The following is a 25,208-nucleotide window of genomic DNA, read 5'->3' on the forward strand; positions in this document are numbered from 1 at the left end:
AACAGGAAGGAAGGAAGGAAGAAAGGAAGGGGGGCTACGGCGTGGTCCCGGACGCCGTCGCGCGGCGCCTGCGGACCACCAGCAGGGCGGCCCCGCCGGCCAGGACCAGGACGGCCACGGCGAGGGACGCGTACAGGCCGGTGTCGGCGGAGTCGGCCGCGGGGGCGGCGGCCGCGGGGGCCGGGGAGGCGGAGGACGGGGCGGGCGGTGCCGCGGGGGCCGGGGAGGCGGTGGAGCCGATGTCGGGCAGGGCGGGCAGCGGCGCACCGGCTTCGAGGGCGACGGCCAGCGAGACGGGGTCCATCTCCGTGCCGGCCTTGTACGAGGAGAGTGGGGCCATGGAGCCGAAGGCCTGGGAGCCGCCTTCGGTGAGGGTGGCGGGGGCTTCGGTCAGGGTGGCGAGTTTCCCCTCGGCCTTGAGGCCCTTGGCGTCGAACTCGACGAGCGCCACGGCCGGGCTGGTCCGGCCGCCGGTGGTCACGTCGGCGGAGAGGACGCCCTTGCCGTTCTCCACCTTGACGCCCACCTTGCCGAGGGTGAGGTCGAGTTGGGCGCCGGTGAACCGGACGCTACCGGTGAACTCCGCGGCGAGCGCGCCCTTCTGGCTGTCGTACGTCCCCTTGCCCTGCGGGAAGCGGAACAGCGCGCCGCCGTCCTGGGCGCCTTCGGCGAGGGTCCACTTCCCCTGGCCGACAGCGCCGGTGACGTACTCGCGGAAGGTGCGGCGCACGCCCCAGTCGACGGCGGCGTCGGTGAAGGCCGCCTGTGCCGGCTGGGCGGCGGCGGGGGTGCCGGGCGGCTGGGCGGGCGGGGTGGGCTGCGGGGCGGCCGGTGCCGCGGGGGCCGCCTTGACGTCGGCGGACAGGCTGACCGGGTCGAGCTGCGCGCCGGCCTGGTAATAGCCGGCGAAGGCCTTGGCGCCCTGGTCTGTGAGGGTGGCGGGGACGTTGGTGAGGGCGATGGGGCTGCCGCCGCCCCTCATGTCGATGCCGCCGAGGCCGAGGGTGGCGAAGGGCACCTGGGACTGGTTGACGACCGCGCCGGTGTCCTTGGCCCTGCTCGACACGTCGAGGTAGAGGGTGCCGCTGCCGTCGGCGATCCGGACGGTGGGGCGGCTGATGGTCATGTCCAATTCATGGGTGCCATCGGGCTTCCGGTGGCCCTGGAAGGTCACCCCGCCGGAGAAGGCGGCTTCGAACCGCCCGGAGGCCGGGTCGTAGGAGCCGGTCGCGGAGTGGAAGCGGAAGAGGCTGCCGCCGACGGTGGCGGCTCCGCCCTTCAGCTGGAAACCGCCTTTCGCGACCGGACCCGTGACGTAACTCTGGAAGGAGGATTTGAGGCCCCAGTCGAGCCGTCCGCCCTGCACGGCACGGCTCTCCGCGCGGGCGGCGGCGGCCGGGAGCAGGGCCGCGAGAAGGGCCGCGAGCAGGGTCACGGCGAACGCGCGGACGGGTCTTGCGGACATGAAGTCCCCTCCAGGGTCTGGCGATCGAGGGACCGGCGGAAGATCCCGAGGACTGGTAACTAAGGTTAGGCTAACCTAAGCTATCCCGGTCGAGCGGGGAACCCCTCGATCCGACCCAGCCCCCGGCCCCGCCTCCCGGCCGGCCGATCAGGACGGTGTCCTCGTGCCTACGCCCGCCTCCTCAACCCGCTTCTCCCGCCTGGGCGTTGCCCTGAGGGCCCTCGCGTTCTCGATCGTGCTCGCGCTCTCCGCCGCCGGCTGCGCCGGTACGGACAGCCCCGCCGGCCCCGCCGCCGGACGCTCCGCCCCCGCCCTCCCCGACCGGGTGGAGCCGATCGCGGCCGCCGCGCGGCCCGCGCTGCCGGTGACCGTCGCCTCGGCCGACGGGCAGCAGGTCACCGTCACCTCCGCGGACCGGGTCATCCCGCTCACCGGCAGCCTCAACGAGATCGTCCAGACCCTCGGCCTCGGCCCGCAGGTCGTCGCCCGGGACATCACCGCCACCTTCGAACAGGCCGCCGCCCTGCCGGTGGTGACGCGCGGCCACGAGGTCTCCGCCGAGAGCGTGCTCTCGCTGCGGCCGACGCTGGTCCTGGCCGAGACCACCACCGGCCCCGCCGAGGCGGTGCGGCAGATCCGCGACGCGGGCGTCCCGGTCCTGGTGGTCGCGCCCGCCAAGGCCCTGGAGGACGTACCGAAGCGGATCGAGGCCGTCGCCGCCGCGCTCGGCGTCAAGGAGGCCGGCGCCGAGCTGAACCGGCGCACCGCCGAGCGGATCGCCGCCGCCCGCGAGGGCGTTCCGGCCGGTACCGGGAAGAAGCCCCGGGTGGCCTTCCTCTACCTGCGCGGCACCGCCTCGGTCTACCTGCTGGGCGGCTCCGACTCGGGCGCCGGCTCGCTGCTGGAGGCGGCGGGCGCGGTGGACACCGGCAAGGAGTCGGGGCTCGGCAAGGACTTCACCCCGATCACCAGCGAGGCCCTGGCCGCGGCCGCCCCGGACGCCCTCCTCGTCATGTCCAAGGGCCTCGAATCGGTCGGCGGCGTCGACGGGCTGGTGAAGATCCCGGGCGTGGCACAGACCCCGGCCGGGATGGACCGCAGGGTCGTCACCGTCGACGACGGGGTGCTGCTGAACTACGGCCCGCGCACCGACCAGGTGCTGTCCTCGCTGGTCGCGCAGCTCCACGGCAAGGGGGCCTGAGGTGGCCGTCTCCGCCGGGGCGCGCCCGGAGGCGGTGCCGGCGCGGCGGCGGCCGGGCCGCGGGGCGCCGCTGCTGGCGGCCGGACTGCTGGCCGCGCTGCTGCTGCTCGCGCTGGTCTCGGCCGGGGTCGGCGCGTACGCCATCCCCACCGGGGACGTGCTCGCCTCCGTCCAGCACCGGGCGGGCCTCGGCGGGGCTCCGCTGGACCGGGTCGGGGAGAGCGTGCTGTGGAACGTACGCCTTCCCCGGGTCGCGCTGGCGCTGCTGGTCGGCGCGAGCCTGGGGTGTGCGGGGGCGCTGATGCAGGGGGTGTTCGGCAACCCGCTGGCCGAGCCCGGGGTGATCGGCATCTCGGCGGGCTCCGCCGTGGGCGCGGTCGCCGCGATCGCGCTGGGCCTGAGCTTCCTCGGCAACTGGACGGTCACCGCCTGCGCCTTCGTGGCGGGGCTGGTCACGGTCGGCGCCGTCTACCTGCTGTCCCGCAGCGGCGGCCGGACGGAGGTGGTCACGCTGATCCTGACGGGAATCGCCGTCAACGCCTTCGCGGGCGCCCTGATCGGGCTGTTCGTCTTCTTCGCGGACAGCGGCCAGGTCAACCAGATCACCTTCTGGCAGCTCGGCTCCCTCGCGCAGGCGACCTGGCCCAAGGTGCTCGCCGTACTGCCGTGCGCGCTCGTCGGGCTGGTCGCGGCCCCCTTCTACGCCCGCAGGCTCGACCTCCTCGCCCTCGGCGAGCGGCCCGCCCGCCACCTGGGGGTCGACGTCGAGCGGCTGCGGCTGGCCCTGATCGTGGTCGTGGCCCTGCTGACGGCCGCCGCCGTGGCCGTCGCCGGGGTGATCACCTTCGTGGGGCTGCTGGTCCCGCACCTGCTGCGGATGGCGAACGGGCCCGGGCACCGCTTCCTGGTGCCCGGCAGCGCGCTGGCCGGGGCCGTGGTCCTGGCCGCGGGCGACCTGGCCGCACGTACGGCGGCCCGGCCGGCGGAGCTGCCGCTCGGCGTGCTGACGGCGCTGCTCGGCAGCCCGTTCTTCTTCTGGCTGCTGCGCCGCACCCGCCGGGGTCAGGGGGGCTGGGCATGAGGTTCCTTCCGACCGGCCTCCTGCCGGCCGGCCTCCTGCCGCGCGGCCGCCGTACCGTGCCCGCGCGTCCCGCGCCCGGGGCCGCCGTCGCGGAGGCCGTAGACCTGCACGTCCGGCTCGGGGAGCGCGAGGTGCTCGCCGGGATCGGCCTGGCCGCCCGCGCCGGCGAGGTGCTGGCGCTGGTCGGCCCGAACGGGGCCGGGAAGTCCACCCTGCTGGCGGCCCTCGCCGCCGACCTGCCGGCCGCCTCGGGCACGGTACGGATCGACGGGCGCCCGGTGGACGGCTGGAGCGCCGCCGAGCTGGCCCTGCGCCGCTCGGTGCTCCCCCAGTCGGCCGCACTGTCCTTCCCCTTCCCGGTCGCGGATGTGGTCCGGATGGGCCGTGCCCCCTGGGCGGGGACGGGCCTCGCGGACGCCGACGAGGAGGCGGTGGCGGAGGCGATGGCCGCCACCGAGGTCACCCGTTTCGCCGATCGGTCCTTCCCGGATCTCTCCGGCGGCGAGCGGGCCCGGGTCGCGCTGGCCCGCGTCCTGGCCCAGCGGACCCCGCTGCTGCTGCTCGACGAGCCCACGGCGGCCCTGGACCTGCGCCACCAGGAGCTGGTGCTGCGGCTCTGCCGGGAGCGGGCGGCGGCCGGGGACGCGGTGGTCGTGGTCCTGCACGACCTGGGGCTGGCGGCGGCGTACGCGGACCGGGCGGCGGTGCTGCACGGTGGCCGGATCGCGGCGGCCGGGCCCCCGGCGGAGGTGTTCGGGGACGGGCTGCTGAGCCGGGTCTACCGGCAGCCGGTGGAGGTGCTGGCGCACCCCCGCACGGGTGCTCCGCTGGTGCTCCCGATACGGGACGGAGGTGTTCCGGATCAGCCTCCCGCCCAGGCGGCACAAGGGATCGAACCGGACGGTAACAAGGGTCCCGCACGGAATTCGGACGGCGACTTGACTCCCGCTTGACCCTCGCTTGAGCCGGTCATGGAGGGCCCGTGACGGGCTTGTGTCCGGGGCCGAAAGGTGAGAGCTGAATCACTGGACGAGTGGGTATCGGTCAGGTAAGCCTCGGTTAAGTTAGGTCCGCCTCACCGGCCCTCCCCCAGCCTTCACCCCCGCCAGGAGCCCACATGCGCCCCGCCCGCCTCACCGTCCTCACCGCGGCCGCAGCCGTCGCCGCGCTCACCGCAGTCACCGGCTGCGCCGAGAAGAGCGACAAGGGCGGCTCCGGCGCGATCCAGGTGAAGGCGACCGACAGCGCCTGCGAGGTCTCCAAGACCGAGTTCCCGGCCGGCAAGGTCACCATCGAGGTCGAGAACAAGGGCTCCAAGGTCACCGAGCTGTACGTGCTCTTCCCGGACGACCGGATCGTCGCCGAGCGCGAGAACATCGGCCCCGGCACCAAGGCCACCATCACCGCCGAGATCAAGGCGGGCGACTACGCCTTCACCTGCAAGCCCGGCATGAAGGGCGACGGCATCCGCACCCAGGTCAAGGCCACCGGCAAGGGCGGCACCGAGAAGCGCAGCCCCGAGCTGGACGCCGCGGTCGCCGCGTACCGCAAGTACGTCCAGGAGCAGGCCGACGAGACCCTGCCCAAGGCCAAGGTCTTCGCCGACGCCGTCAAGGCCGGCGACCTGGAGGCGGCGAAGAAGGCCTACGCCCCGTCCCGCATCGGCTGGGAGCGCACCGAGCCCGTCGCCGAGTCCTTCGGCGACATCGACCCGAAGGTCGACGTCCGCGAGGACGGCCTGGAGGCCGGCCAGGACCCGGCCAAGGACTGGACCGGCTGGCACCGCCTGGAGAAGTCCCTCTTCCAGGACAACAAGATCGACGACAACGACAAGAAGCTCGCCGACACCCTGATCGCCGACCTCACCGAATGGCAGAAGAAGGTCGGCCAGGCCGAGATCACCCCCACCTCCATGGCCAACGGCGCCAAGGAGCTCCTCGACGAGGTCGCCACCGGCAAGGTGACGGGCGAGGAAGAGCGCTACAGCCACACCGACCTGGTCGACTTCAAGGCCAACGTCGAGGGCGCCCAGAAGTCCTACGAGCTCCTCAAGACGGTCACCGCCAAGAACGACCCGGAGCTCGCCAAGCAGCTGGACACCCAGTTCGCCGCGATGAACACCCTCCTGGACAAGTACCGCGCCGACAAGAACACCTACGAGTTCACCGCGTACGACAAGGTCGGCGAGGCCGAGCGCAAGGAACTCTCGGACGCCGTCAGCGCGCTGGGCGAGCCGCTCTCCAAGCTGGCCGCCGCGGTCGCCAAGTAGTCCAGAGCCAGTCAGAGGCGGGAGAACCACCATGACCGACCAGGTGTCGGAAGAGACCACCGGCGCCGAGGGCGCCAAGGCAACGCCCTCGCGCCGTGCCGTGCTCGGCTGGGGCGGCGCGGGGCTGGCGGTCGGAGCGGCCGCCGCCGGCGGCGCGGTCGCGGCGTTCGGCAGCGGCTCGGACATCTCCCCGGCGGCCTCCGCCGGGGCGGCCGTGCCCTTCCACGGCGAGCACCAGGCCGGCATCGCGAGCGCCGTCCAGGACCGGCTGCACTTCGCGGCCTTCGACGTGAAGACGAAGAGCCGCGACGAGCTGGTCGCGCTCCTCAAGGAGTGGACGGCCGCGGCCCGGCTGATGACGGCCGGACTGCCGGTCGGCGACGTGTTCGAGGGCTCGCCCGAGGCGCCGCCCACCGACACCGGCGAGGCCCTCGGCCTCAAGCCCTCCCGCCTCACCCTGACCATAGGCTTCGGCCCGGGCCTGTTCGCCAAGGACCGCTTCGGCCTGGAGGGCAAGCGCCCCGAGGCCCTGGTGGACCTGGAGCTCTTCCCCGGCGACAACCTGGACCAGGCCCGCTCCGGCGGCGACCTGTGCGTCCAGGCCTGCGCCGACGACCCGCAGGTCGCCGTGCACGCCATCCGCCAGCTGGCCCGCATCGGCTTCGGCAAGGTCGCCGTCCGCTGGTCGCAGCTCGGTTTCGGCAAGACCTCCTCGACCACGCCCGAGGAGCAGACCCCGCGCAACATGATGGGCTTCAAGGACGGCACCCGGAACATCTCGGGTACCGACAAGGCCGCCCTGGACAAGCACGTGTGGGTCGGCGCGGGCGACGGCAGCGACTGGCTGGCCGGCGGCTCGTACCTGGTCGCGCGGCGCATCCGGATGAACATCGAGATCTGGGACCGCACCCCCCTGCAGGAGCAGGAGGACATCTTCGGCCGCGACAAGGGCGAGGGCGCCCCCGTGGGCAAGTCCAAGGAGCGCGACGAGCCGTTCCTGAAGGCGATGAAGCCGGAGGCGCACGTGCGCCTCGCGCACCCCGACAGCAACAACGGGGCGACGATCCTGCGCCGCGGCTACTCCTTCACCGACGGCACGGACGGCCTGGGCCGCCTCGACGCCGGCCTGTTCTTCCTGGCCTACCAGCGCGACGTCCGCAAGGGCTTCATCCCGATCCAGCGGCAGCTGGCGAAGTCGGACGTCCTGAACGAGTACATCCAGCACGTGGGTTCGGCGATCTTCGCCGTCCCGCCGGGCGTCCGCGACAAGGACGACTGGTGGGGCCGGTCCCTGTTCGCGTAGTCCCCGCCGGAGAGGAAACGCCGTGTTCGGCAACTATCTGATCGGCCTGCGCGAGGGGCTGGAGGCCAGCCTGGTCGTCTGCATCCTCGTCGCGTACCTGGTCAAGACCGGGAACCGGGCCGCCCTGCGCCCGGTCTGGCTCGGCATCGGAATCGCCTGCGGGCTCTCGCTCACCTTCGGCGCACTGCTGGAGTTCGGCACCCAGGAGCTGACCTTCCAGGCGCAGGAGCTGCTCGGCGGCAGCCTGTCGATCATCTCGGTGGGCCTGGTGACGTGGATGGTCTTCTGGATGAAGCGCACCGCGCGGCACCTGAAGGCCGAACTGCACGGCAAGCTCGACTCGGCGCTCGCCATGGGCACCGGCGCGCTGGTGGCCACCGCCTTCCTGGCGGTGGGCCGCGAGGGCCTGGAGACGGCGCTGTTCGTGTGGGCGTCGGTCCGCGCGAGCGGCGAGGGCTCCTCGGCCCCCCTGATCGGCGTGCTGCTGGGCATCGCGACGGCGATCGTCCTCGGCTGGCTGTTCTACCGGGGCGCGCTGAAGATCAACCTGGCGAAGTTCTTCAAGTGGACCGGCGGGATGCTGGTGGTCGTGGCCGCGGGCGTGCTCGCGTACGGGGTCCACGACCTCCAGGAGGCCGAGTTCCTCGGCGGCCTGAACGACAGGGCCTTCGACATCAGCTCGGTGATCGCACCGGACAGCTGGTACGGGGTGCTGCTGAAGGGCGTCTTCAACTTCCAGCCGGACCCGACCGTCTACCAGCTGGTGGTGTGGTCCCTGTACCTGGCGGTCGTTCTGACCCTGTTCCTCCTCCCGGCCCGCCTGCGCACCCCGGCACAGGCGCCGGCGGACTCCCGGACCGGCTCCAGGAGCTGACACCCGCACCGACGGCGAAGGCCCCCGGTACGCGCACCCGCGCGTACCGGGGGCCTTCGCCGCGTCCCGGGTCCCCCGGTCAGCCGCGGCCGATGTACGGCATCGCGGTGGCCATCACCGTCGCGAACTGGACGTTGGCCTCCAGCGGCAGGTCCGCCATGTGCAGCACGGTGCGGGCCACGTCGGCGGCGTCCATCACGGGCTCCACCGCCAGCTGCCCGTTCGCCTGGAGGATGCCGGTCTGCATGCGCTCGGTCATCTCGGTGGCCGCGTTGCCGATGTCGATCTGCCCGCAGGCGATCCGGTACGGGCGCCCGTCGAGCGACAGGGACTTGGTCAGGCCGGTCATGGCGTGCTTGGTCGCGGTGTACGCGATGGAGTTCGGGCGCGGGACGTGGGCGGAGATGGAGCCGTTGTTGATGATCCGGCCGCCCTGCGGGTCCTGCTCCTTCATCACCCGGAACGCCGCCTGGGCGCAGAGGAAGGAGCCGGTCAGGTTGACGTCCACGACCTGGCGCCAGGCCTCGTAGCCGATGTCCTCCAGCGGGACCCCGGCGGGGCCGAAGGTGCCGGCGTTGTTGAAGAGCAGGTCGAGCCGCCCGTACCGGTCCCGTACGGCCTCGAACAGCGCGGCGACGTCCTGCGGGTCGCTGACGTCGGCCGGTACGGGCAGTACGTCCGCGCCCGCTCCGGCCGCGGCGGCGGTCTCCTCCAGCGGGCCCGGCCGGCGCCCGGCCACGGCCACCGACCAGCCCGCCCCGGCCAGGGCCAGGGCCACGGAACGGCCGATCCCGGAGCCGGCTCCGGTCACTACGGCGATCTTCTTCGCAGGTGCGCTCATGGGGCCGCAGGCTACGTCACAGCGCACATCCGTTCTGGGACGTTCCAACAGCTGAGAGCATGGGTCGGTCAGGGGTGCGTAAAGCAGATGAAAAGACTGGAGTTCCGCATGTCGGAGAGTGGCCCCTCTACGGCCTCCTCACACGGGTCGTCGCCCCGGCCGTCGCCCGAGCCGTCGCCCGCGCCGTCGTCCCCGAAAGCCCCCGGTACCGCCGCCCCCCTGACGGCCGCGCGCCGCACCGGCCTGCTCGTCACCTTCATCCTGGGCGGGCTCACCGCCCTCCCCCCGCTGTCCATGGACATGTACCTCCCGGCCCTGCCCGAGGTCACCGCCGCCCTGCACAGCCCCGCCGCGACCGTCCAGCTCACCCTCACCTCCTGCCTCGCCGGCATGGCGCTCGGACAGCTGGTCATCGGCCCGATGAGCGACAAGTGGGGCCGCCGCAGACCGCTGCTGACCGGCATGGCCGTCTACGTCCTCGCCACCGCGATCTGCGCCCTCGCCCCGAGCGCCGAGCTGCTCATCGCCTTCCGGCTGCTCCAGGGCCTGGCCGGCGCGGCCGCCATCGTGATCGCCCGGGCCGTCGTGCGCGACCTGTACGAGGGCGTCGAGATGGCCCGCTTCTTCTCGACGCTGATGCTGATATCCGGCACCGCCCCGATCATCGCCCCGCTCATCGGCGGCCAGGTGCTCCGGTTCGCCGACTGGCGCGGGGTCTTCGTCGTCCTCACCGCCGTCGGCCTCGCGCTCACCCTCGTCGTGTGGCGCAGCCTCGGCGAGACGCTGCCGCCCGAGCGCCGCCAGACCGGCGGGGTGGGTGCCGCGCTGCGGACCATGCGCGGGCTGCTCGGCGACCGGGTCTTCGCCGGCTACACCCTGGCGGGCGGCTTCGCCTTCGCGGTGCTCTTCTCCTACATCTCCGCCTCGCCCTTCGTGGTGCAGGAGATCTACGGGGCCTCCCCGCAGGCCTTCAGCCTGCTGTTCGGCCTGAACTCCGTCGGGCTGATCGTCGTCGGCCAGATCAACGGCAAGCTGCTGGTGGGCCGGGTCAGCCTGGACAAGGCCCTGGCCACCGGGCTCGCAGTCATCACCGCCGCCTCCGTCGCCCTGCTGCTCATGTCCACCGGGGTGTTCGGGAAGGCCGGGCTGGTGCCCGTCGCCGCCGCGCTGTTCGTGCTGATGTCGGCGATGGGCCTGGTCCTGCCGAACACCAACGCGCAGGCCCTGATGCGCACCCCGCACGCCGCCGGATCGGCGTCCGCGCTGCTGGGCACCTCCTCCTTCCTGGTCGGCGCGGTCGCCTCGCCGCTGGTCGGGATCGCGGGCGAGGACACGGCGGTGCCGATGGCGCTCGTGCAGGTCAGCTGCTCGCTGCTGGCGGTGGCCTGCTTCCTCGGCATGTGCCGGCCCTGGCGGACGCGGGAGCCCATGGCCGGGCCCGCGGCACCGGGCGCACCGGCGGAGGCCGGCGCGGGCTCCGGCGCGGGCTCCGAGCCGGGTTCCGGGGCGCCGTAAACTTCCCGGGTGAACGCCGCACCCGCCCCCACCACCGCCGAAACCCTCCGCAGCGCCCTCGCCGGGCTGCTCGACGGGCTCCCGCCGAAGCAGGCCTCGGCCGCCGTCGAGCGGCTGATCGCCAACTACCGGGGCGCCACCCCCACCGACGCCCCCGTGCTGCGCGACCGCTCCGACGTGGCGGCGTACGCGGCGTACCGGATGCCGGCCACCTTCGAAGCCGTACGGTCCGCCCTGGACGGGCTGGCGGAGGCCGCCCCCGACTGGACGCCGGGCTCGCACGTGGACGTGGGCGGCGGCACGGGCTCCGCGACCTGGGCCGTGGACGCGACCTGGGACGGGCCCCGCACGACGACGGTGCTGGACTGGGCGGAGCCGGCGCTGGCGCTCGGCAAGGAGCTGGCGGGCCGTTCGGCGTCGGCGGTGCTGCGCGCCGCCGAGTGGCGCCGGGCCGTCATCGGCAGCGGGATCGCCCTGCCGGACGCGGACCTGGTGACCGTGTCGTACGTACTCGGCGAACTGACCGAGCAGGCCCGCACGGCGGTCGTCGCCGAGGCGGCCCGCGCCGGGCGGGCCGTCGTCCTGGTCGAGCCGGGCACGCCGCAGGGCTACCTGCGCATCCGCGAGGCCCGCGAGCAGCTGCTCGCGGCCGGGATGACGGTGGCGGCGCCGTGCCCGCACGACGGGGCCTGCCCCATCGAGGTGGGGCAGGACTGGTGCCACTTCTCGGCGCGGGTCAGCCGCTCCTCGCTGCACCGGAAGGTCAAGGGCGGGTCCCTGCCGTACGAGGACGAGAAGTTCAGCTACGTCGCCGCGACGCGGTTCCCCGTGACGCCGGTCCCCTCCCGGATCACGCGCAAGCCGCAGATCCGGAAGGGGATGGTCCTGCTGGACCTGTGCGGTCCCGAGGAGGCGGGGCTGTCCCGGGCGACCGTGACCAAGCGCCACGGCGGCCTCTACAAGGCGGCCCGGGACGCGGAGTGGGGCGACGCCTGGCCGCCCGCCGCCTCCGACGCCGAGTAGGGCCTACGGCCTCAGCTCCTGGGTGCAGCACTTCACGCTGCCGCCGCCCTTGAGCAGTTCGCCCAGGTCCATCGGGACCGGCTCGAACCCGCGGTCGCGCAGCGGGGCCGGCAGTCCGGTCGCGCCCTGCGGGAGCAGGACGTGCCGCCCGTCGGAGACCGCGTTCAGGCCGAAGGCCGCCGCGTCCGCCTCCTCCACGATCAGGGCGTCCGGGAACAGCCGGCGCAGCACGGCCTGGCTGCCGGCGGAGAAGGCCGGCGGGTGGTACATGATCTCGTCGCCGTCGAGGACGCAGAGCGCCGTGTCCAGGTGGTAGTAGCGCGGGTCCACCAGGTCGAGGCCGATGACGGGGCGGCCGAAGAACTCCTGGGCCTCGTCGTGCGAGAGGGGGCTGGAGCGGAAGCCCCGGCCGGCCAGGATGTAGTCGGCGGTGACGGCGAAGTCCCCTTCGCCCTCGTTGACGTGCGAGGGCTCGTGGACGTCCGTGAAGCCGTGCGCGCGGAACCAGTCGAGGTGGATCTCCGCCTCGGCGGCGCGTTCCGGGTAGGCGAAGCGGGCGCCGAGCACCCGGCCGTCGACGACGAGGGCCCCGTTCGCGGCGAAGACCATGTCGGGCAGGCCGGGGTCGGGGACGAGGGTCTCGACGGTGTGCCCGAGGGAGAGGTAGCGGTCCCTCAGGTCTTCCCACTGGGCGAGTGCGAGGGGCAGGTCCACCGGTTTCGTGGGGTCCATCCACGGGTTGATGGAGTACGTGACCTTGAAGTGCGCGGGTGGGCACATCAGGTAGCGCCGGGGTGTGGCGTCTCTGCGCAAAGAAAGCTCCTCACGACTGTGACTACGGACTCACGGTGCTGTGCGTGTGTCGAGAGAATCGTCTCTCCTCGGGGGTGGCCGCGCAGTGAACTGATCGGGTGAATTACCACAACGGCCGGAAGACGAGACGTCTCGGACCGGCTTGGTACGTTGGGGCGGTGACCAAGACCCCTGATGCCACCCGCCGCAGCGACCGCTCCCGGCGCGCCATCCTCGACGCCTCCCTCGTGCTGGTCGGCGAGGTCGGCTACAACAAGCTGACCATCGAGGCCATCGCGGCCCGCGCGGGAGTCGGCAAGCAGACGATCTACCGGTGGTGGTCCTCCAAGGCCGAGGTGCTGCTGGACGCCTCGCTGGCGCTGGCCGGGGAGGCGGGCGCGGAGGCCGGCTGGACGGGCTTCCCGGACACCGGGGACCTGGCGGCGGACCTGAAGGCCGTACTGCGGGCCACGGTGGACGAGTTCGCCGACGCCCGGTACGAGGCCCCCGCGCGCGCCCTGACCGCGGCCGGGGCGACCGACCCGGAGCTGGGGGCCCGCTTCACCCAGCGGCTGCTGGAGCCGCAGCTCGCGCTGTACGAGGCCCGGTTGCGGTCGGCCCGGGACGCCGGGCAGCTCCCGGCGGGCACCGACCTGCGGCTGACGGTGGAGATGCTGTTGGGCCCGCTGACCTACCGGTGGCTGCTGCGGACCGCCCCGCTGGCGCACGGGTTCGCGGACGCGCTGGTGGACGTGGTGCTGGCGGGCGTGGGATACGTCACCGCCGGGCGGCCGGAGAGCCGCTGACACCGGCACGGCCGAGAACCATATGGCCTGATTGTGCCGTTATGTGGGGCACTCGTTCGGGGAGTCCCTCCGGGGGGTGCGGTCACTCGGCGCTCCCGATGGTGGGACCATGGAATGGTCTGCCGGGGCAACGGTGAGGTAGGGGATAGATGGGGTCTGAGTCCGGCCGCGTCAAACGCGGCGAGCTGAGCAGGATTTCCCAGTGGCTGCGCCGCCGCTCGAAACCCGCCCCCGAGGACCCCGGCAAGGAGCGCGAAGCGCTCCTGCTCGCCGTCGCCGCCGCCGGACTCCCCCTCGCCCCCGCCGCCCATCCCTCGGGGTACCGGTGTTCGTGCGACCGCATCGGCTGTCCCACGCCGGCCCGGCACCCCGTCTCCTTCGCCTGGCAGACCCAGTCGACCACCGACCGCGCGCAGATCGAGCGTTGGGCCCGCAACCAGCCCCACGCCAACTTCATCACCGCGACGGGCATGGTGCACGACGTCCTGGACGTCCCCCTGGAGGCCGGCCGCAGCGCGCTGGACCGCCTGCTGGCCGCGGGCATCGAGGTCGGCCCCGTCGCCGAGTCCGGCGGCACCGGCGACCAGGCCCGGATGCTCTTCTTCACGGCGACCCGCGGTACGCCGGAGGACGAGGACGAATGGTGGCCCTGCGAACTGGACTGCCACCCCGAGACGATGGACGAACACCCCGGCCTGCGCTGGCACTGCCGCGGCAGCTACGTCCTGCTCCCCCCGGCGGCCCTCCCGGGCGACCACGCGGTGACCTGGCTGCGCGACGTCCGCCACCCGCTCCCGGACCCGCTGACCCTCCTGGAAACCCTGACGGACGCCTGCGCCCAGTACGCGGGCGCACTGGACCAGACCCCGGCCGCGGCCGCCTGGCCCCCGGGCCACTAGCCCTTCGCCGCGCGGGGCTGGTTCCCCTACCCACCCTTCGCCCGTTCCCCGGGCTCCGCCCGGACCCCCTCCTGGGGGCTCCGCCCCCAGACCCCCGCGCCTCAAACGCCGGCGAGGCTGGAATTCGCTGCGCGAATCCAGCCCGCGCTGGGGGCCCCTCCCAGCGGTAGCTGGGGGAGTTTGAGCGCACCGGGCGCGGAGCGTCCGGTATCGGGGTCCGGGGCGGAGCCCCGGGGTCTTTCAGCCCCGCCTGGGGGCACCTCCCAGCGGTAGCTGGGGGAGATTGAGGCGCGGGTCAGGGGCAGCGCCCCTGGGAACGGTGGAAGGTCGGGTAGGGGACCTCGCCCCGCGCAGCGGCCCACCACCCGCACACACCCACCGGCAACGGCCACCCAAACCAACCCCGCCCAGGCCCCGACGGACGGAGTCCGGCGCAGCGGCGCGAAGCCGGGGAGGCCCCCAGGGGCCGAGCCGCGCGAGCGGCGCGTTAAAAGGTACCTGCGTAGCGGGCGCGGAGGGCCTCGGTGGCGGCGGCGACGGCTTCCGCCTCCGTGAGGCCCAGCCGGTGGGCCCGGTCCGCGAACGCCTGCGCGGCGGCCGCCGCCTCGCGCGAGGAGCCCTCCGCCGCCGCGACGAACGTCCCGTTCCGGCCGCGCGTCTCGATCAGCCCGTCGGCCTCCAGCGCCCGGTACGCCTTCGCGACGGTGTTCGCGGCCAGCCCCAGTTCCTCCGCCAGCCCCCGCACGGTCGGCAGCTTGTAGCCCGCCGGCAGTGCTCCCGACCGGGCCCGGTCCGCGATCTGCGCGCGCAGTTGTTCGTACGGGGCGGCCGAGCCGGCCGAGCCGTCGATCCTGATCCTGAGGTTGGTCGAGGTCACGGGCCGATTCTCCCCCATCCGGCCGGTAATTCGCAGGCGCCGCAGGGATCTCCGCCCGTAACGTCCGCCCCATGACCATCCACGTCCGCGCCGTCCGACCCGAAGACCTCCCGGCGGCCGAGGCCGTCGTACGGATCCGCCGCGCGGCACTGCCCTTCATGATCAGCACCCCCGTCGGCGTCGCCCATGAACTCACCTCCGCCCACCCGGAGAAGCACTACCGCCTGCTCCTCGCCGAGTCCCCCGACGGACGTCCCCTCGGCACCGCGCAGGCCGGGCTCGCGTACGACAGCCCGCAGCCGGGGCTGTCCTTCGTGAACGTCCACGTCGACCCCGCGCACCAGGGCCTCGGCGCCGGGACCGCGCTGCTGCGCGCCGCCGAGGAGCACCTCGCGGTGCGGGGCGCGGTGGACGCGTACGCCTGGGTGCTGGACGGGCCCGCGCACCGGGGCTTCGCCGAGCGGCACGGCTACCGCCCCAGCCGCAGCGCGCACTTCCTGCGGCTGGACCTGGCGGCGGGCACCCTGCCGCCGCTGCCGGGGGAGCTGCCGGCCGGGGTGGAGCTGCGGCCCGGGTCGGCCTTCGCCGCCGACCCGCGCCCGCTGTACGAGGCCGACGCCGAGGTGACGGCCGACGAGCCGGGCGACGTGCCGATCGAGCTGGACGACTACGAGGACTGGCTGGACACCGTCTGGCACGAGCCGACCCTGGACCACGAGCTGACGACGGTCGTCCTCGTCGACGGGGCCGTGGCGGCCTTCACCGCGGCGCGGACGGACGGCGCGACCCGCTACGGCACGGCGATGACCGGCACCCGGCGCGCCTTCCGCGGCCGCGGGCTGGCCAAGCTCGCCAAGACCGACTCGCTGCACCGGGCCCGCGCGGCCGGGTACACCGAGGCCTTCACCGGCAACGACGCCGGGAACAGCCCGATGCTCGCGATCAACGAGTGGTTCGGGTACGAGACCTGCGCGACCGAGACGCGCTTCACCAAGCAGCTGGGAGCCTCCCGATGACCGTGTCCTGGACCGTGACCCTGACCAAGGCCGGCCGCACCAAGATCAGCTACCCGGCGGCGCAGCTCGCCGACGACGGGGACCGGATCTCGGTGCGCGCGCCCTGGGCGGCCGAGGGGGTGAAGGACTTCGGGTTCGTCCGCTTCGAGCCGGGCGACGTGTTCGTGGAGCACTTCTGGCGGACCCGCTGGTACGCGGTCAAGGAGGTGTGGACCGGTGGGGGCGTCCTCAAGGGCTGGTACTGCGACGTGACGCGGCCCGCCGTGGTCCGCGGCGGCGAGATCGTGGTCGACGACCTGGACCTCGACCTGTGGGTGTCCGCGGACGGGGAGTCCGTACTGCGGCTGGACGAGGACGAGTTCGCGGCGAGCGGGCTGGCCGCGCGGGACCCGGAGGCGGCGGCCCGGGCCGTACGGGCACTGGACTCCCTGGAGGAGCGTGCCCGCACGGCGGAGGGGCTCGCCGGGCTCCTCGCATAGGCGTCGGCGGGGGCGTTTCTGTGGGCCCGCTTAGGCCTTCCTTAAGCGGACCCTAAGGATCCCCTCCCGGGGCCCCATCCGGGCCGGACGGGCTTTTCCGCGGGCTAGCTTGGCGGGGCCAGGGAGGGCCGCCGGCCGGTTCCGCTGGCGCTCCCCCGCCTTGCGCCCGAAGGAGATCCACCCATGTCCGCACGCCGTTCCCGTACCGCCGCCCGTATCGCCGCCGCCGGTCTGGCCCCGCTCGCGGTGGCCGCGTACGCCGCCGGGCCGGCGGCCGCCCACGGGTCGATGACGGACCCGGTCAGCCGGGTGGCGGCCTGCTACGCGGAGGGTCCCGAGGCCCCGAAGTCGGCGGCGTGCAAGGCGGCCGTCACGGCGGCCGGGCCGCAGGCGTTCTACGACTGGAACGGGGTGAACATCGCCAACGCGGCCGGGCAGCACAAGTCGCTGATCCCGGACGGGCAGCTGTGCTCGGCGGGCAACGCCAAGTACAAGGGCCTGGACCTGGCCCGCGCCGACTGGCCGGCCTCCCCGATGACGGCCGGCGCGCACACCTTCCGGTACAAGGGGACCGCCCCGCACAAGGGCTCCTTCGAGCTGTACGTGACGAAGGACGGCTATGACCCGTCGAAGCCGCTGAAGTGGTCCGACCTGGAGCCGGCGCCGTTCGCGAAGGCCACCGACCCGGGCATGCAGAACGGCGACTACGTCTTCGGCGGCACGGTCCCGAAGAAGACCGGCCGCCATCTGATCTTCAGCATCTGGCAGCGCTCGGACAGCCCGGAGGCGTTCTACACCTGCTCGGACGTGGTCTTCGGCAAGGACGGCGGCGGCAGCGGTACGGCGCCCGGTACGGGGACCGCCCCGAGCGCGAAGCCGTCGGCCGGCTCCTCCGCCAAGCCCGTGGAGCCGCCCAAGGCGCCGACGGACCAGCAGATCTCCGACGGCTCGGGCAAGTCGACGATCGAGCACAACGGCCACGGGGACAACGACCCGAAGACGAACGGCCGGGCGGCCGCCTCCCCGATCGCCGCCGCCCCGGGCTCGGGCGAGGCCTCCGCCGCGTCCTCGCCGGCCGCCAATGCCAACGGCACCGGCACCGGCACCGGCACCGGCACCGGCGGGGACCTCGCCGCGACCGGCGGCAGCTCGGCGACCCCGCTGATCGCGGTCGCGGGGGCCGGGGCGCTCGCCGCCGGTGCGGCGGTGATGTTCGCGATGGCCCGCCGCCGCGCGACGGCCGGCCGGCACGGCCGCTGACGTCCGCCGGGGCGAGGGAGCGGTGGGACGATGGGGCCGGGGTGAGGGGCACTCGCCCCGCCCCGACCGGAGGACCGCAGGATCCGTGATGAACGCCCCCGACAGGAACACCTGGGAAGCCGCACTGGTGCGGCTCCTGGGCGACGTCCACACCCTCGCGAGGAGCGGCCCCAGGCTGCACGAGGACTGGGCCGAGGACGTTCTCGCCGTGATGGAGCGTTCGGTCGCCGACCCTCGGGGCTGGTCCGCACTGGATTGGCAGGCGGATGACGCGGTGCGGGAGGGCGGTCACCCCTTCCACCCGTTCCGTGCCGTGCCCGCCGAGGACGTCCGGGCCGGGCTCCGGCCGATCCAGGCCGGAGCCGCGGTGGGGCTGCTCGCCTCGCTCGCGCAGGAGTGGTTCTTCGAGGCCTCCCCGGTCCGGGCGCGGGAGGACCGCGACGCGGTGCTCGCGGACGCCCGGACCGTGCTGGACCGCTTCGGCCCCGGTGCGGCGTTCTGGACCTCCTCCGACCTCGCCCGCGCCTGCGACGCGCCCGACTTCCTGGCGCGGGACCTCGAAGGCGGCCACCCCTTCACCGGCTACATGATGGATCTGGGCCTGGTCGCGGTGTCCGCGGACGAGGTCGGCGTCTTCTGGTCGTTCAACGCGCTGTGAGGACGGCCCGCGCCCGGTCTCAGCCGAAGACCGAGGCGCAGGTGGTGCGTTCGGCGTTGGCCGGGTCGAGGGCGTTGAGCGCCTCGTGCCAGGCGATCCGGTCGGTCAGGCCGATGGCCACGTGCTCCGAGAGGTCCAGCGGGCACAGGTCCTGGAGTACGACGTTGCGGACGTCCGGCCCGTCCAGGAAGGCGCTCCGGTAGGGGGTGACCACCTCGTCGTACCTGGTGGCGATGACCGTGTACTTCACCCCGGGGACGGTGTCGCCGCCGGCGTTCAGCTTCTGCTGGAAGGCGGAGCCGGCGATCTGGTCGGCGAGTCCGGGGGTGGCGGTGCTGATCAGGTCCTCGGCTCCGGGGAAGTACGGGAGCAGCTGGGTGAGTCCGGACAGGGTGGTGCCGTGGTTGTCGGGGGCGAGGCCGACGAGGGCGTTGACCTTGGCGGCGCCGCCGAGGAACTTGAGGTAGTAGCGGGGCATCATGCCGCCCTGGGAGTGGCCGACCAGGTCGGCCTTGGCGGCGCCGGTGGAGGCGAGGACCTTGTCGACGAAGGCGTCGAGCTGGCCGGCGGACTTGTCGATGGGCCCGAGGCCGTTGAAGAAGGGCACGCCGGGCAGCTGGCCGTAGTCGAGGGAGTAGACGCAGTAGCCGCGGTGGACCAGGTAGGGGGCGAATCCGAGCCAGTTGTCGACGGAGTTCCCGAAGGTGCCGTGGACCAGGACGACGGGCCGGGGATGGGCGGCGGACGGCTTGCAGGACCAGTTGTTCCAGCCGCTGCTGGGGGCTGTCGCGGCCTGGGCGGCGCCGGTGGGGGCGACGAGGGCGGCTGCGGTGAGGGCGAGGACGGCCAGCGGGCGGAGCAGGCGTCTCCAGGGCAGCATCGTGTGATCTCCTTGCGGGTCAAGGGGAATGCGTGGGGGTTCGTCCCGTGATCCGGATCACAAGGGGGGCTGCTGTGGCTAAATTACGGTCCAGTAGCAAAACTTGGAAGTTACGCGTCGGTAAAAACTGGTGTGTCGAGCCTTCCTCCAGTCCCGCTCAGGAACAATGGACGCCCCCGGACACGGACTTGAGGTGAACCCGCGCCATGCAGAGGGCCCCCGGAGCCGGTACCGCCCTGGCCGCCCCGCCCGGACTGGCGGCCGATCCGCTGGTCGCCGCCGTCACGGAGGCCGCCGTACGCGTACTGGCGCCGGAGGCGGAGCGGACCGCCGTGAACGGGGTGCCGCGCACGCACCTGGACGCGCTCGCCGCGGCGGGCGCGTACGGGCTGATCGGATACGAACCGGATCCGGCCGGGGGATTGACCGCCCGCCAGGTGTTCCGGGAGGTGCACGAGGTACTGGCGGCGGTGGACCCCTCGACCTGGTTCGTGTGGACCCAGCACGTCCCGCTGGCCAAGGCCCTGCACCAGGCGGCCGGCCCGGCGGGCGACGCCCTGCGCGAGAGCCGGCTGCCGGACCTCGCCTCCGGGAAGACGCGCGCCACCGCGGGCTTCGCCTTCCTGCGCCACCCGCGCCCGCCCGTCACCGCCCGGCGGGTCCCGGGCGGATGGCGGCTCGACGGGCGGATGCCCTGGGTGACCGGATGGGACCTGGCCGACACCGTGTTCGCCGGCGCCGTCGGCCCCTCCGACGAGGCGGTCCTCGCCCTGGTCGACCGCACCGACAGCGGCCTGGGATCCGCCGAAGGGGCCCCGCTGTGGGCGATGGGCGGCACGCACACCGCCACCGTCGAGCTGCGCGACGTCCGCGTACCCGACGGGCGGGTGGTCGGGCTGCTGCCGCGGGCCGACTGGATCCGCGCCTACGACCTGGAGAACGCCGACGCGCAGCCCGCCGTCTTCGGCCAGCTGCGTGCCACCGCCGCCTTCCTCCTCCAGTCACCCCCGTACGAGGACCTCGGCCTGCGCCTCGCCGAGCGCACCGCCCGGCTGCGCGCCGAGGCCTACGCCCTGCGCGACGAGGTCCCGCGCGGGGAGCGCACCGGGGACCGCCTCACCCTGCGGGCCGCCGTCCTGGACCTGGCCGTCCGGGCGGCCGCGACCTGCGTGGCGGTGGCGGGCGGCCGGGCGATCCAGTACGGGCACACCGCCGGCCGGCTCTCCCGCGAGGCCCAGTTCCACCTGATCCAGGCCCAGACCACCCCGCTGCGCGCGGAGACGGCCCGGCTGATGCTCGACGGGATCTGAGCGCCGCCGTACCGGGCCCGCGACCGACGCCGGGCGGACCGTGCCGGGCCCGAACCGGGCGTTGGCGCGGTCGACGGCCGCCTCCACCGTCAGCCGGGACTCGCGGACCGGGTCCAGCGTGAGCTGGCGGGTCACGCCCTCCGCGGCCGTGAGGTCCTCCGCGCGCAGCACCATCCCGGTCAGCCGGGCCCGTTGCAGGCCGGCCGCGTCCATCAGGCGGTACGCGAGGGTGCGCAGGTCCTCGTCGTGGGCGGAGGGCTCCGCCAGCCGCCGGGACCGTTCCCACCGGGTGCCGCCCGCGAACTGCAGGGTCAGCGACAGGGACCGGGCGGCCTGGCGGCGTCCGCGCAGCTGCGCGCCGAGCCGGACCACGAGGCCGAGCAGCTCGGCGCGGGCGTGCGGGCCGTCCAGCTCCTGGCGGGTGAACCCGGTGCGGACGGCGGCCGAGGAGGGCAGGTCGCGCGGGGTGACCGGGCGCGGGTCGATCCCGCGGGCCCGCTCGGCCGCGAGCCGGCCGGCCCGTTTGCCGAGGATCCGCTCGACGACCCCGGGCGGGACGTGGGTGAGCGCCCCGACGGTGTGCAGCCCGTACCGGCGCAGCGCGTCGGCCTGCCGGGAGCCGAGCCCGTACAGCCGTTCCACCGGGAGCGGGTCCAGGAAGCCGGCCACCGCCTCTCCGGGCACGGCCAGCACCCCGCCGGGCCCCTCGATCCGGGCGGACGCCATGGACGCCACCGCCCAGGTGGCGGCGACCCCGATCCGGACGTCGGTGCCCAGCCGGGCCACCGCGCGCAGCCGGACGACTTCGGCGATGCGGGCCGGGCCGGCGCCGAAGTACCGCTGGGCGCCGCGGACCTGGACCAGTGCGGCGCGCGGCGGCAGGGCCTGGACCAGCGGGGAGAACTCGCGCAGCAGCTCCAGCACCTCGCGGTAGCCCTCCCCGGACAGGGTGGGGGCGCAGCGGACGTGCAGCACGCCGGCCGCACCGGCGGTGCTCGCCCCGGCCGTGCCCGCCCCGGCGGTGCTCGTCGAGGCGGTGCTCATCCCGCGCTCCCCGGGCTGGAGTGCCACAGCTTGCGGCCGGTGGCGGCGCGCTCCCCGGGCGGCTGGAGGTCGGCCCAGGGGTTCATCTCGTAGCCGGTGGGGAGGTGGATGCGGCGGCGGGTGCCGGCCGCGTCCCCGGTGCCGTCCCCGGCCAGGGGTTCGGCGAGCCGGGCCGTGACCGCCTCCAGGCCGCTGTGCGCGCGCAGTTCGGCCAGCTCGGCGAGGTTCCAGGCGGCGGCCCCGACCACGCTCAGGCTCTGCGGGCCGCGCCGCTGCACGACTCCCCGTACGAGCAGCAGGAAGGAGTGGAAGACGGTGTGCGCGCACGCCTCCTGGCTGTCGTCGAAGAAGGCCAGGTCGACCAGGCCGGTGCCGTCGTCGAGGGTGGTGAAGATGACGCGGCGGCCGGAGCGGATCGGCGGGGTCTGGGTGGCCGCCTTGGCGCCCGCGACGAGGACGGTCCGCCCGTGCCCGGTGTCCCGCAGGCGGGCGGCCGGGGTCACGCCCAGCTCGGCGAGGAAGGCGTGGTGGTCGTCCATCAGGTGGCGGGAGGCGTCCATGCCGAGGACGCCGAGTTCGGCGCTGAGCCGTTCGGCGTCGGTCAGGTCGGGCAGCCCGACGGGGGCGGTGGAACGGCCCCTGCCGAGGGGCAGTTGGGCCGCTCCCCCGGCGCCTGCGGTGCGCTGGGCGCCGTGCAGTTCCGTCAAGTGGAGCAGCAGGTCGCGCCGGTTGGCGCCGAACGCGTCCAACGCGCCGACCTGGGCGAGACGTTCGGCGACCGGGCGGCCCGGGTGGGCGCGGTCCCAGAAGTCGCGCAGGGAGGCGTACGGCTGTCCGGCCTCGATCCGGCGGGCCTCGGCCTCGCTGATGCCGTGGACGTCGGACAGGGCGAGCCGCAGCCCCCACCGCTCCGGACCATCGGACACCAGTTCGATGCGGTGGGCGACCGCCGACCGGTTCACGTCCAGCGGCAGCACCGGCACCCCCCGCCGCCGGGCGTCCGCCAGCAGCAGCCGCTTCGGGTACATCCCGGGGTCGTGGGTGAGCAGCCCCGCGTAGAAGGCCGCCGGGTGGTGGGTCTTGAGCCACGCCGACTGGTAGGTGGGCACGGCGAAGGCCACGGCGTGCGCCTTGCAGAAGCCGTAGCTGCCGAAGGCCTCGACGATCTCCCAGGTCCGGGCGACCACCTCGGGCGCGTAGCCGCGCCCGGCGGCCGTCGCCGCGAACCAGGCCCTGATCCGGCCCTGGGACTCCGGGTCGGAGAGCCCGCGCCGCACCCGGTCGGCCTCGTCGCGGCCGCAGCCGGTCATGACGTGCACGATCTCGATGATCTGCTCGTGGAAGACCACCACCCCGTAGGTCTCGCGCAGCGCGTCGGCCAGGTCCGGGTGCGGGAAGCGGACCGGGGCCCGCCCGTGCCGGGCCTCGACGAAGGGGCGCACCATGTCGGCGGCGACCGGGCCGGGCCGGAAGAGGGAGATGTCGACGACCAGGTCGTGGAAGGAGTCGGGCTGGAGCCGGCCCACCAGGTCGCGCTGTCCGGGGGACTCGATCTGGAAGCAGCCCAGCGTCTGGGCGGAGCGGATCAGTTCGTACGTCGGCCCGTCGCCCGGGGGGACCTGCGCGGGGTCGTCGAGGTCGAGGTCGAGGCCCGTCGCCCGCTTGAGCTCGGTGACCGCGTGCGCCATCGCGGACTGCATGCGCACGCCCAGCACGTCGAGTTTGAGCAGGCCGAGGTCCTCCACGTCGTCCTTGTCGAACTGGGACATGGGGAAGCCCTCGCCGCTGGTGGGGACCACCGGGGTGCGGGCGAGCAGCGAGGCGTCGGAGAGCAGGACCCCGCACGGGTGCATGGCGGTCCCGCGCGGCAGCGCGTCGAGCGCCTCGACGAGGTCCCACAGCCGCCCGTGCTCCTCCGCCCGCGCCTCGCGCACCTCGCGGAGTTCGGGCAGTTCGGCCAGGGCGGCGCGGGCGTCGCGGGCCCGGATGTGCGGGAAGGCCTTGGCGAGCCGGTCGACGGCGGCCGGGTCCATGGACAGGGCGGCGCCGACGTCGCGGACGGCGTGGCGGACCCGGTAGGTCTCGGGCATGGCGACGGTGGCGACGCGCTCGGTGCCGAAGCGGCCGATGATCCGGCGGTAGACCTCCAGCCGGCGGGCGGATTCCACGTCGATGTCGATGTCGGGCAGCACGCGGCGGCGCTTGGACAGGAACCGCTCCATCAGCAGGCCGTGCTCGACGGGGTCGGCGTGCGCGATGCCGAGGAGGTGGTTGACGAGGGAGCCCGCGCCGGAGCCGCGCGCGGCCACCCGGATGCCCATCTCCCGTACGTCGTCCACGACCTGGGCGACCGTCAGGAAGTAGGAGGCGTAGCCGTGGTGGGCGATGACGTCGAGCTCCTCCTCCATCCGGTCCCAGTACGCGCGCCGCCCGGCGTAGCCGCGCAGCACCATGCCGGCCGAGGCGCGGGAGGCGAGCACCCGCTGGGCGGTGCGGCGGGCGGCGCCGACGAGGCGGGCCTCGGGGAAGTGCACGGAGCCGATGCCGAGGTCGTCCTCGGGGTCCACGGAGCAGGCCCCGGCGGTCTCCCGGGTCCGGGCGAGCAGCCGGCGGGCGTCGGCGGCGCGCAGTCCGGCCGCCTCGGCGATCCGCTCGGCGGTCTCGGTCATGGCGGCGGGGTCCTTGAGCCACCGCTCGCCGCTGTCGCGGGTGGTGCGGGGGCCGAGGGGGACGAGCCTGCGGGCGGCGTCGAGGACGTCGGCCACGGGGCCCTGGCCGGGGTCGGCGTACCGGACGGCGTTGGTCAGCACGGCCGTGACGCCCTGCTCGGCGGCGAAGCCGACGGTACGGGCGGCCAGGCGCAGCGAGCCGGGGCCGGTGCCGGTGCGGCCGTGGTGGACGGCCTCCAGGCGCAGGGCGTCGCCGTAGACCTCCCGCCAGGGCGCGAGCAGCCGCGCGGCCCGGTCGGGGCGTCCGGCGGCGAGCGCCCGCCCCACCTCGGACCCGGGCCCGAGCAGCACGAACACCCCTTCCCCGCGCAACGCCTCCCACGACAGCCCCTGCGCTCCGGCGGCACCGGAACCCGGCCCCGCGAACCGGCCGGGGCCGTCGAAGCCGCCCGGCACCACGAGCCCGTCGCCGCCGGGGGCCCCGTCGGGGGCGCCATCGGGGGTGGCGGCCCCGGCCCCGCTCCCCTCCCCCCGCCCGGCCAGGGCGGAGGCGGCGGTGACCATCCGGCACAGTTCCGCCCAGCCGGCGGCCCCGTCCCGGGCCAGGAAGAGCGCACGCGGGGCGGACTCGTCCACGAAGGCCCCGCCCCTGACGGGGGTGCGCCTGCGGTACGAGGCCTCGCCGGCCGGGCCTGCGGGAGGAACGGCCGGGTCCGCGGGGGGAACGGCCAGGTCCACGCCGAACAGCGGCCGGATCCCGGCCGCGGCGGCCGCCTTCGCGAACCGCACCGCGCCCGCGAGGCTGTCGCGGTCGGTGAGGGCGAGGGCGTCCATGCCCCGCTCGGCGGCCCGTTCCGCCAGCCGCTCCGGGTGCGAGGCCCCGTACCGCACGGAGAACCCCGAAACGGTGTGCAGATGCGTAAAACCAGGCACCCGCGGCCTCCTG

General features: G+C 74.4%; 21 protein-coding genes. 14 read left to right on the forward strand and 7 right to left on the reverse strand.

What is annotated here, in order from left to right; genetic code table 11:
* Window positions 1–34: 34 nt before the first annotated feature.
* Window positions 35–1,465 carry an HtaA domain-containing protein gene (locus tag ACQKM2_RS14440; protein ID WP_427709581.1) on the reverse strand — a complete coding sequence of 477 codons (1,431 nt, stop codon included), beginning with the start codon at window positions 1,463–1,465 and terminating at the stop codon, window positions 35–37.
* A gap of 163 nt (window positions 1,466–1,628) precedes the next feature.
* Here ACQKM2_RS14440 and ACQKM2_RS14445 point away from each other — a divergent pair, with 163 nt between their 5' ends.
* The 6 genes from ACQKM2_RS14445 to efeU all read left to right on the forward strand — a co-directional run bounded on the left by ACQKM2_RS14445 (window position 1,629) and on the right by efeU (window position 8,193).
* A complete protein-coding gene (locus tag ACQKM2_RS14445; protein ID WP_427709583.1) occupies window positions 1,629–2,666 on the forward strand; it encodes a heme/hemin ABC transporter substrate-binding protein in 1,038 nt (345 codons plus the stop codon).
* A 1-nt stretch (window position 2,667) separates the two neighbouring features.
* Window positions 2,668–3,747 carry a FecCD family ABC transporter permease gene (locus ACQKM2_RS14450; RefSeq protein WP_427709585.1) on the forward strand — a complete coding sequence of 360 codons (1,080 nt, stop codon included), beginning with the start codon at window positions 2,668–2,670 and terminating at the stop codon, window positions 3,745–3,747.
* Window positions 3,744–4,700: a heme ABC transporter ATP-binding protein gene (locus ACQKM2_RS14455; RefSeq protein ID WP_427709587.1), complete on the forward strand. Its 957-nt coding sequence runs from the start codon at window positions 3,744–3,746 to the stop codon at window positions 4,698–4,700. Before ACQKM2_RS14450 ends, ACQKM2_RS14455 begins: the two co-directional genes overlap by 4 nt.
* Window positions 4,701–4,864: 164 nt before the next feature.
* The gene (gene efeO, locus ACQKM2_RS14460) at window positions 4,865–6,016 is read left to right on the forward strand and encodes an iron uptake system protein EfeO (RefSeq protein WP_427709589.1); all 1,152 of its coding nucleotides are present in this window, start codon (window positions 4,865–4,867) and stop codon (window positions 6,014–6,016) included.
* 31 nt (window positions 6,017–6,047) lie between these two features.
* Window positions 6,048–7,319, forward strand: a complete 1,272-nt coding sequence (efeB, locus tag ACQKM2_RS14465; RefSeq protein ID WP_427709591.1) for an iron uptake transporter deferrochelatase/peroxidase subunit — start codon at window positions 6,048–6,050, stop codon at window positions 7,317–7,319.
* Between the two features lie 22 nt (window positions 7,320–7,341).
* The gene (efeU, locus tag ACQKM2_RS14470; RefSeq protein ID WP_427709593.1) at window positions 7,342–8,193 is read left to right on the forward strand and encodes an iron uptake transporter permease EfeU; all 852 of its coding nucleotides are present in this window, start codon (window positions 7,342–7,344) and stop codon (window positions 8,191–8,193) included.
* A 79-nt stretch (window positions 8,194–8,272) separates the two neighbouring features.
* Here efeU and ACQKM2_RS14475 read toward each other — a convergent pair whose 3' ends face one another.
* Window positions 8,273–9,034, reverse strand: a complete 762-nt coding sequence (locus ACQKM2_RS14475) for an SDR family oxidoreductase (protein WP_427709595.1) — start codon at window positions 9,032–9,034, stop codon at window positions 8,273–8,275.
* Window positions 9,035–9,142: 108 nt separating this feature from the next.
* Between ACQKM2_RS14475 and ACQKM2_RS14480 the strand changes: the two genes are divergently transcribed.
* The gene (locus tag ACQKM2_RS14480; protein ID WP_427709597.1) at window positions 9,143–10,549 is read left to right on the forward strand and encodes a Bcr/CflA family multidrug efflux MFS transporter; all 1,407 of its coding nucleotides are present in this window, start codon (window positions 9,143–9,145) and stop codon (window positions 10,547–10,549) included.
* Between the two features lie 9 nt (window positions 10,550–10,558).
* Complete coding sequence (locus ACQKM2_RS14485) at window positions 10,559–11,572, forward strand: small ribosomal subunit Rsm22 family protein (RefSeq protein ID WP_427709599.1); 1,014 nt, start codon at window positions 10,559–10,561, stop codon at window positions 11,570–11,572.
* A gap of 3 nt (window positions 11,573–11,575) precedes the next feature.
* On the opposite strand, the gene ddaH is transcribed toward ACQKM2_RS14485, so the two are convergent.
* Window positions 11,576–12,385, reverse strand: a complete 810-nt coding sequence (gene ddaH, locus ACQKM2_RS14490) for a dimethylargininase (protein WP_427709601.1) — start codon at window positions 12,383–12,385, stop codon at window positions 11,576–11,578.
* A 158-nt stretch (window positions 12,386–12,543) separates the two neighbouring features.
* Here ddaH and ACQKM2_RS14495 point away from each other — a divergent pair, with 158 nt between their 5' ends.
* Together ACQKM2_RS14495 and ACQKM2_RS14500 are read left to right on the forward strand one after the other, a co-directional pair.
* Complete coding sequence (locus ACQKM2_RS14495; protein WP_427709603.1) at window positions 12,544–13,170, forward strand: TetR/AcrR family transcriptional regulator; 627 nt, start codon at window positions 12,544–12,546, stop codon at window positions 13,168–13,170.
* A 149-nt stretch (window positions 13,171–13,319) separates the two neighbouring features.
* Window positions 13,320–14,069, forward strand: coding sequence for a bifunctional DNA primase/polymerase (locus ACQKM2_RS14500; RefSeq protein ID WP_427709605.1), 750 nt, complete (start codon window positions 13,320–13,322; stop codon window positions 14,067–14,069).
* A 487-nt stretch (window positions 14,070–14,556) separates the two neighbouring features.
* On the opposite strand, the gene ACQKM2_RS14505 is transcribed toward ACQKM2_RS14500, so the two are convergent.
* The gene (locus ACQKM2_RS14505) at window positions 14,557–14,946 is read right to left on the reverse strand and encodes a GntR family transcriptional regulator (RefSeq protein WP_427709607.1); all 390 of its coding nucleotides are present in this window, start codon (window positions 14,944–14,946) and stop codon (window positions 14,557–14,559) included.
* Window positions 14,947–15,017: 71 nt separating this feature from the next.
* Here ACQKM2_RS14505 and ACQKM2_RS14510 point away from each other — a divergent pair, with 71 nt between their 5' ends.
* From ACQKM2_RS14510 to ACQKM2_RS14525, 4 genes are all read left to right on the forward strand, one after another.
* Window positions 15,018–15,962 (forward strand): N-acetyltransferase family protein, encoded by a 945-nt coding sequence (locus tag ACQKM2_RS14510; RefSeq protein WP_427709609.1) that lies wholly within the window; start codon window positions 15,018–15,020, stop codon window positions 15,960–15,962.
* Window positions 15,959–16,441, forward strand: coding sequence for a DUF402 domain-containing protein (locus ACQKM2_RS14515; RefSeq protein WP_427709611.1), 483 nt, complete (start codon window positions 15,959–15,961; stop codon window positions 16,439–16,441). Before ACQKM2_RS14510 ends, ACQKM2_RS14515 begins: the two co-directional genes overlap by 4 nt.
* A 183-nt stretch (window positions 16,442–16,624) precedes the next feature.
* Window positions 16,625–17,701 (forward strand): lytic polysaccharide monooxygenase auxiliary activity family 9 protein, encoded by a 1,077-nt coding sequence (locus ACQKM2_RS14520; protein ID WP_427709613.1) that lies wholly within the window; start codon window positions 16,625–16,627, stop codon window positions 17,699–17,701.
* 88 nt (window positions 17,702–17,789) lie between these two features.
* Window positions 17,790–18,359 carry a hypothetical protein gene (locus tag ACQKM2_RS14525; RefSeq protein ID WP_427709615.1) on the forward strand — a complete coding sequence of 190 codons (570 nt, stop codon included), beginning with the start codon at window positions 17,790–17,792 and terminating at the stop codon, window positions 18,357–18,359.
* Between the two features lie 19 nt (window positions 18,360–18,378).
* On the opposite strand, the gene ACQKM2_RS14530 is transcribed toward ACQKM2_RS14525, so the two are convergent.
* The 3 genes from ACQKM2_RS14530 to ACQKM2_RS14540 all read right to left on the reverse strand — a co-directional run bounded on the left by ACQKM2_RS14530 (window position 18,379) and on the right by ACQKM2_RS14540 (window position 25,195).
* Complete coding sequence (locus ACQKM2_RS14530) at window positions 18,379–19,239, reverse strand: esterase/lipase family protein (protein WP_427709617.1); 861 nt, start codon at window positions 19,237–19,239, stop codon at window positions 18,379–18,381.
* A gap of 1,001 nt (window positions 19,240–20,240) precedes the next feature.
* Window positions 20,241–21,593: a DNA polymerase Y family protein gene (locus ACQKM2_RS14535; RefSeq protein ID WP_427709619.1), complete on the reverse strand. Its 1,353-nt coding sequence runs from the start codon at window positions 21,591–21,593 to the stop codon at window positions 20,241–20,243.
* Window positions 21,590–25,195: a DNA polymerase III subunit alpha gene (locus ACQKM2_RS14540; protein WP_427709621.1), complete on the reverse strand. Its 3,606-nt coding sequence runs from the start codon at window positions 25,193–25,195 to the stop codon at window positions 21,590–21,592. Before ACQKM2_RS14540 ends, ACQKM2_RS14535 begins: the two co-directional genes overlap by 4 nt.
* Between the last annotated feature and the right edge of the window lie 13 nt (window positions 25,196–25,208).

The organism is Streptomyces sp. NPDC004126, from assembly GCF_050275515.1.
Taxonomy (GTDB): domain Bacteria; phylum Actinomycetota; class Actinomycetes; order Streptomycetales; family Streptomycetaceae; genus Streptomyces.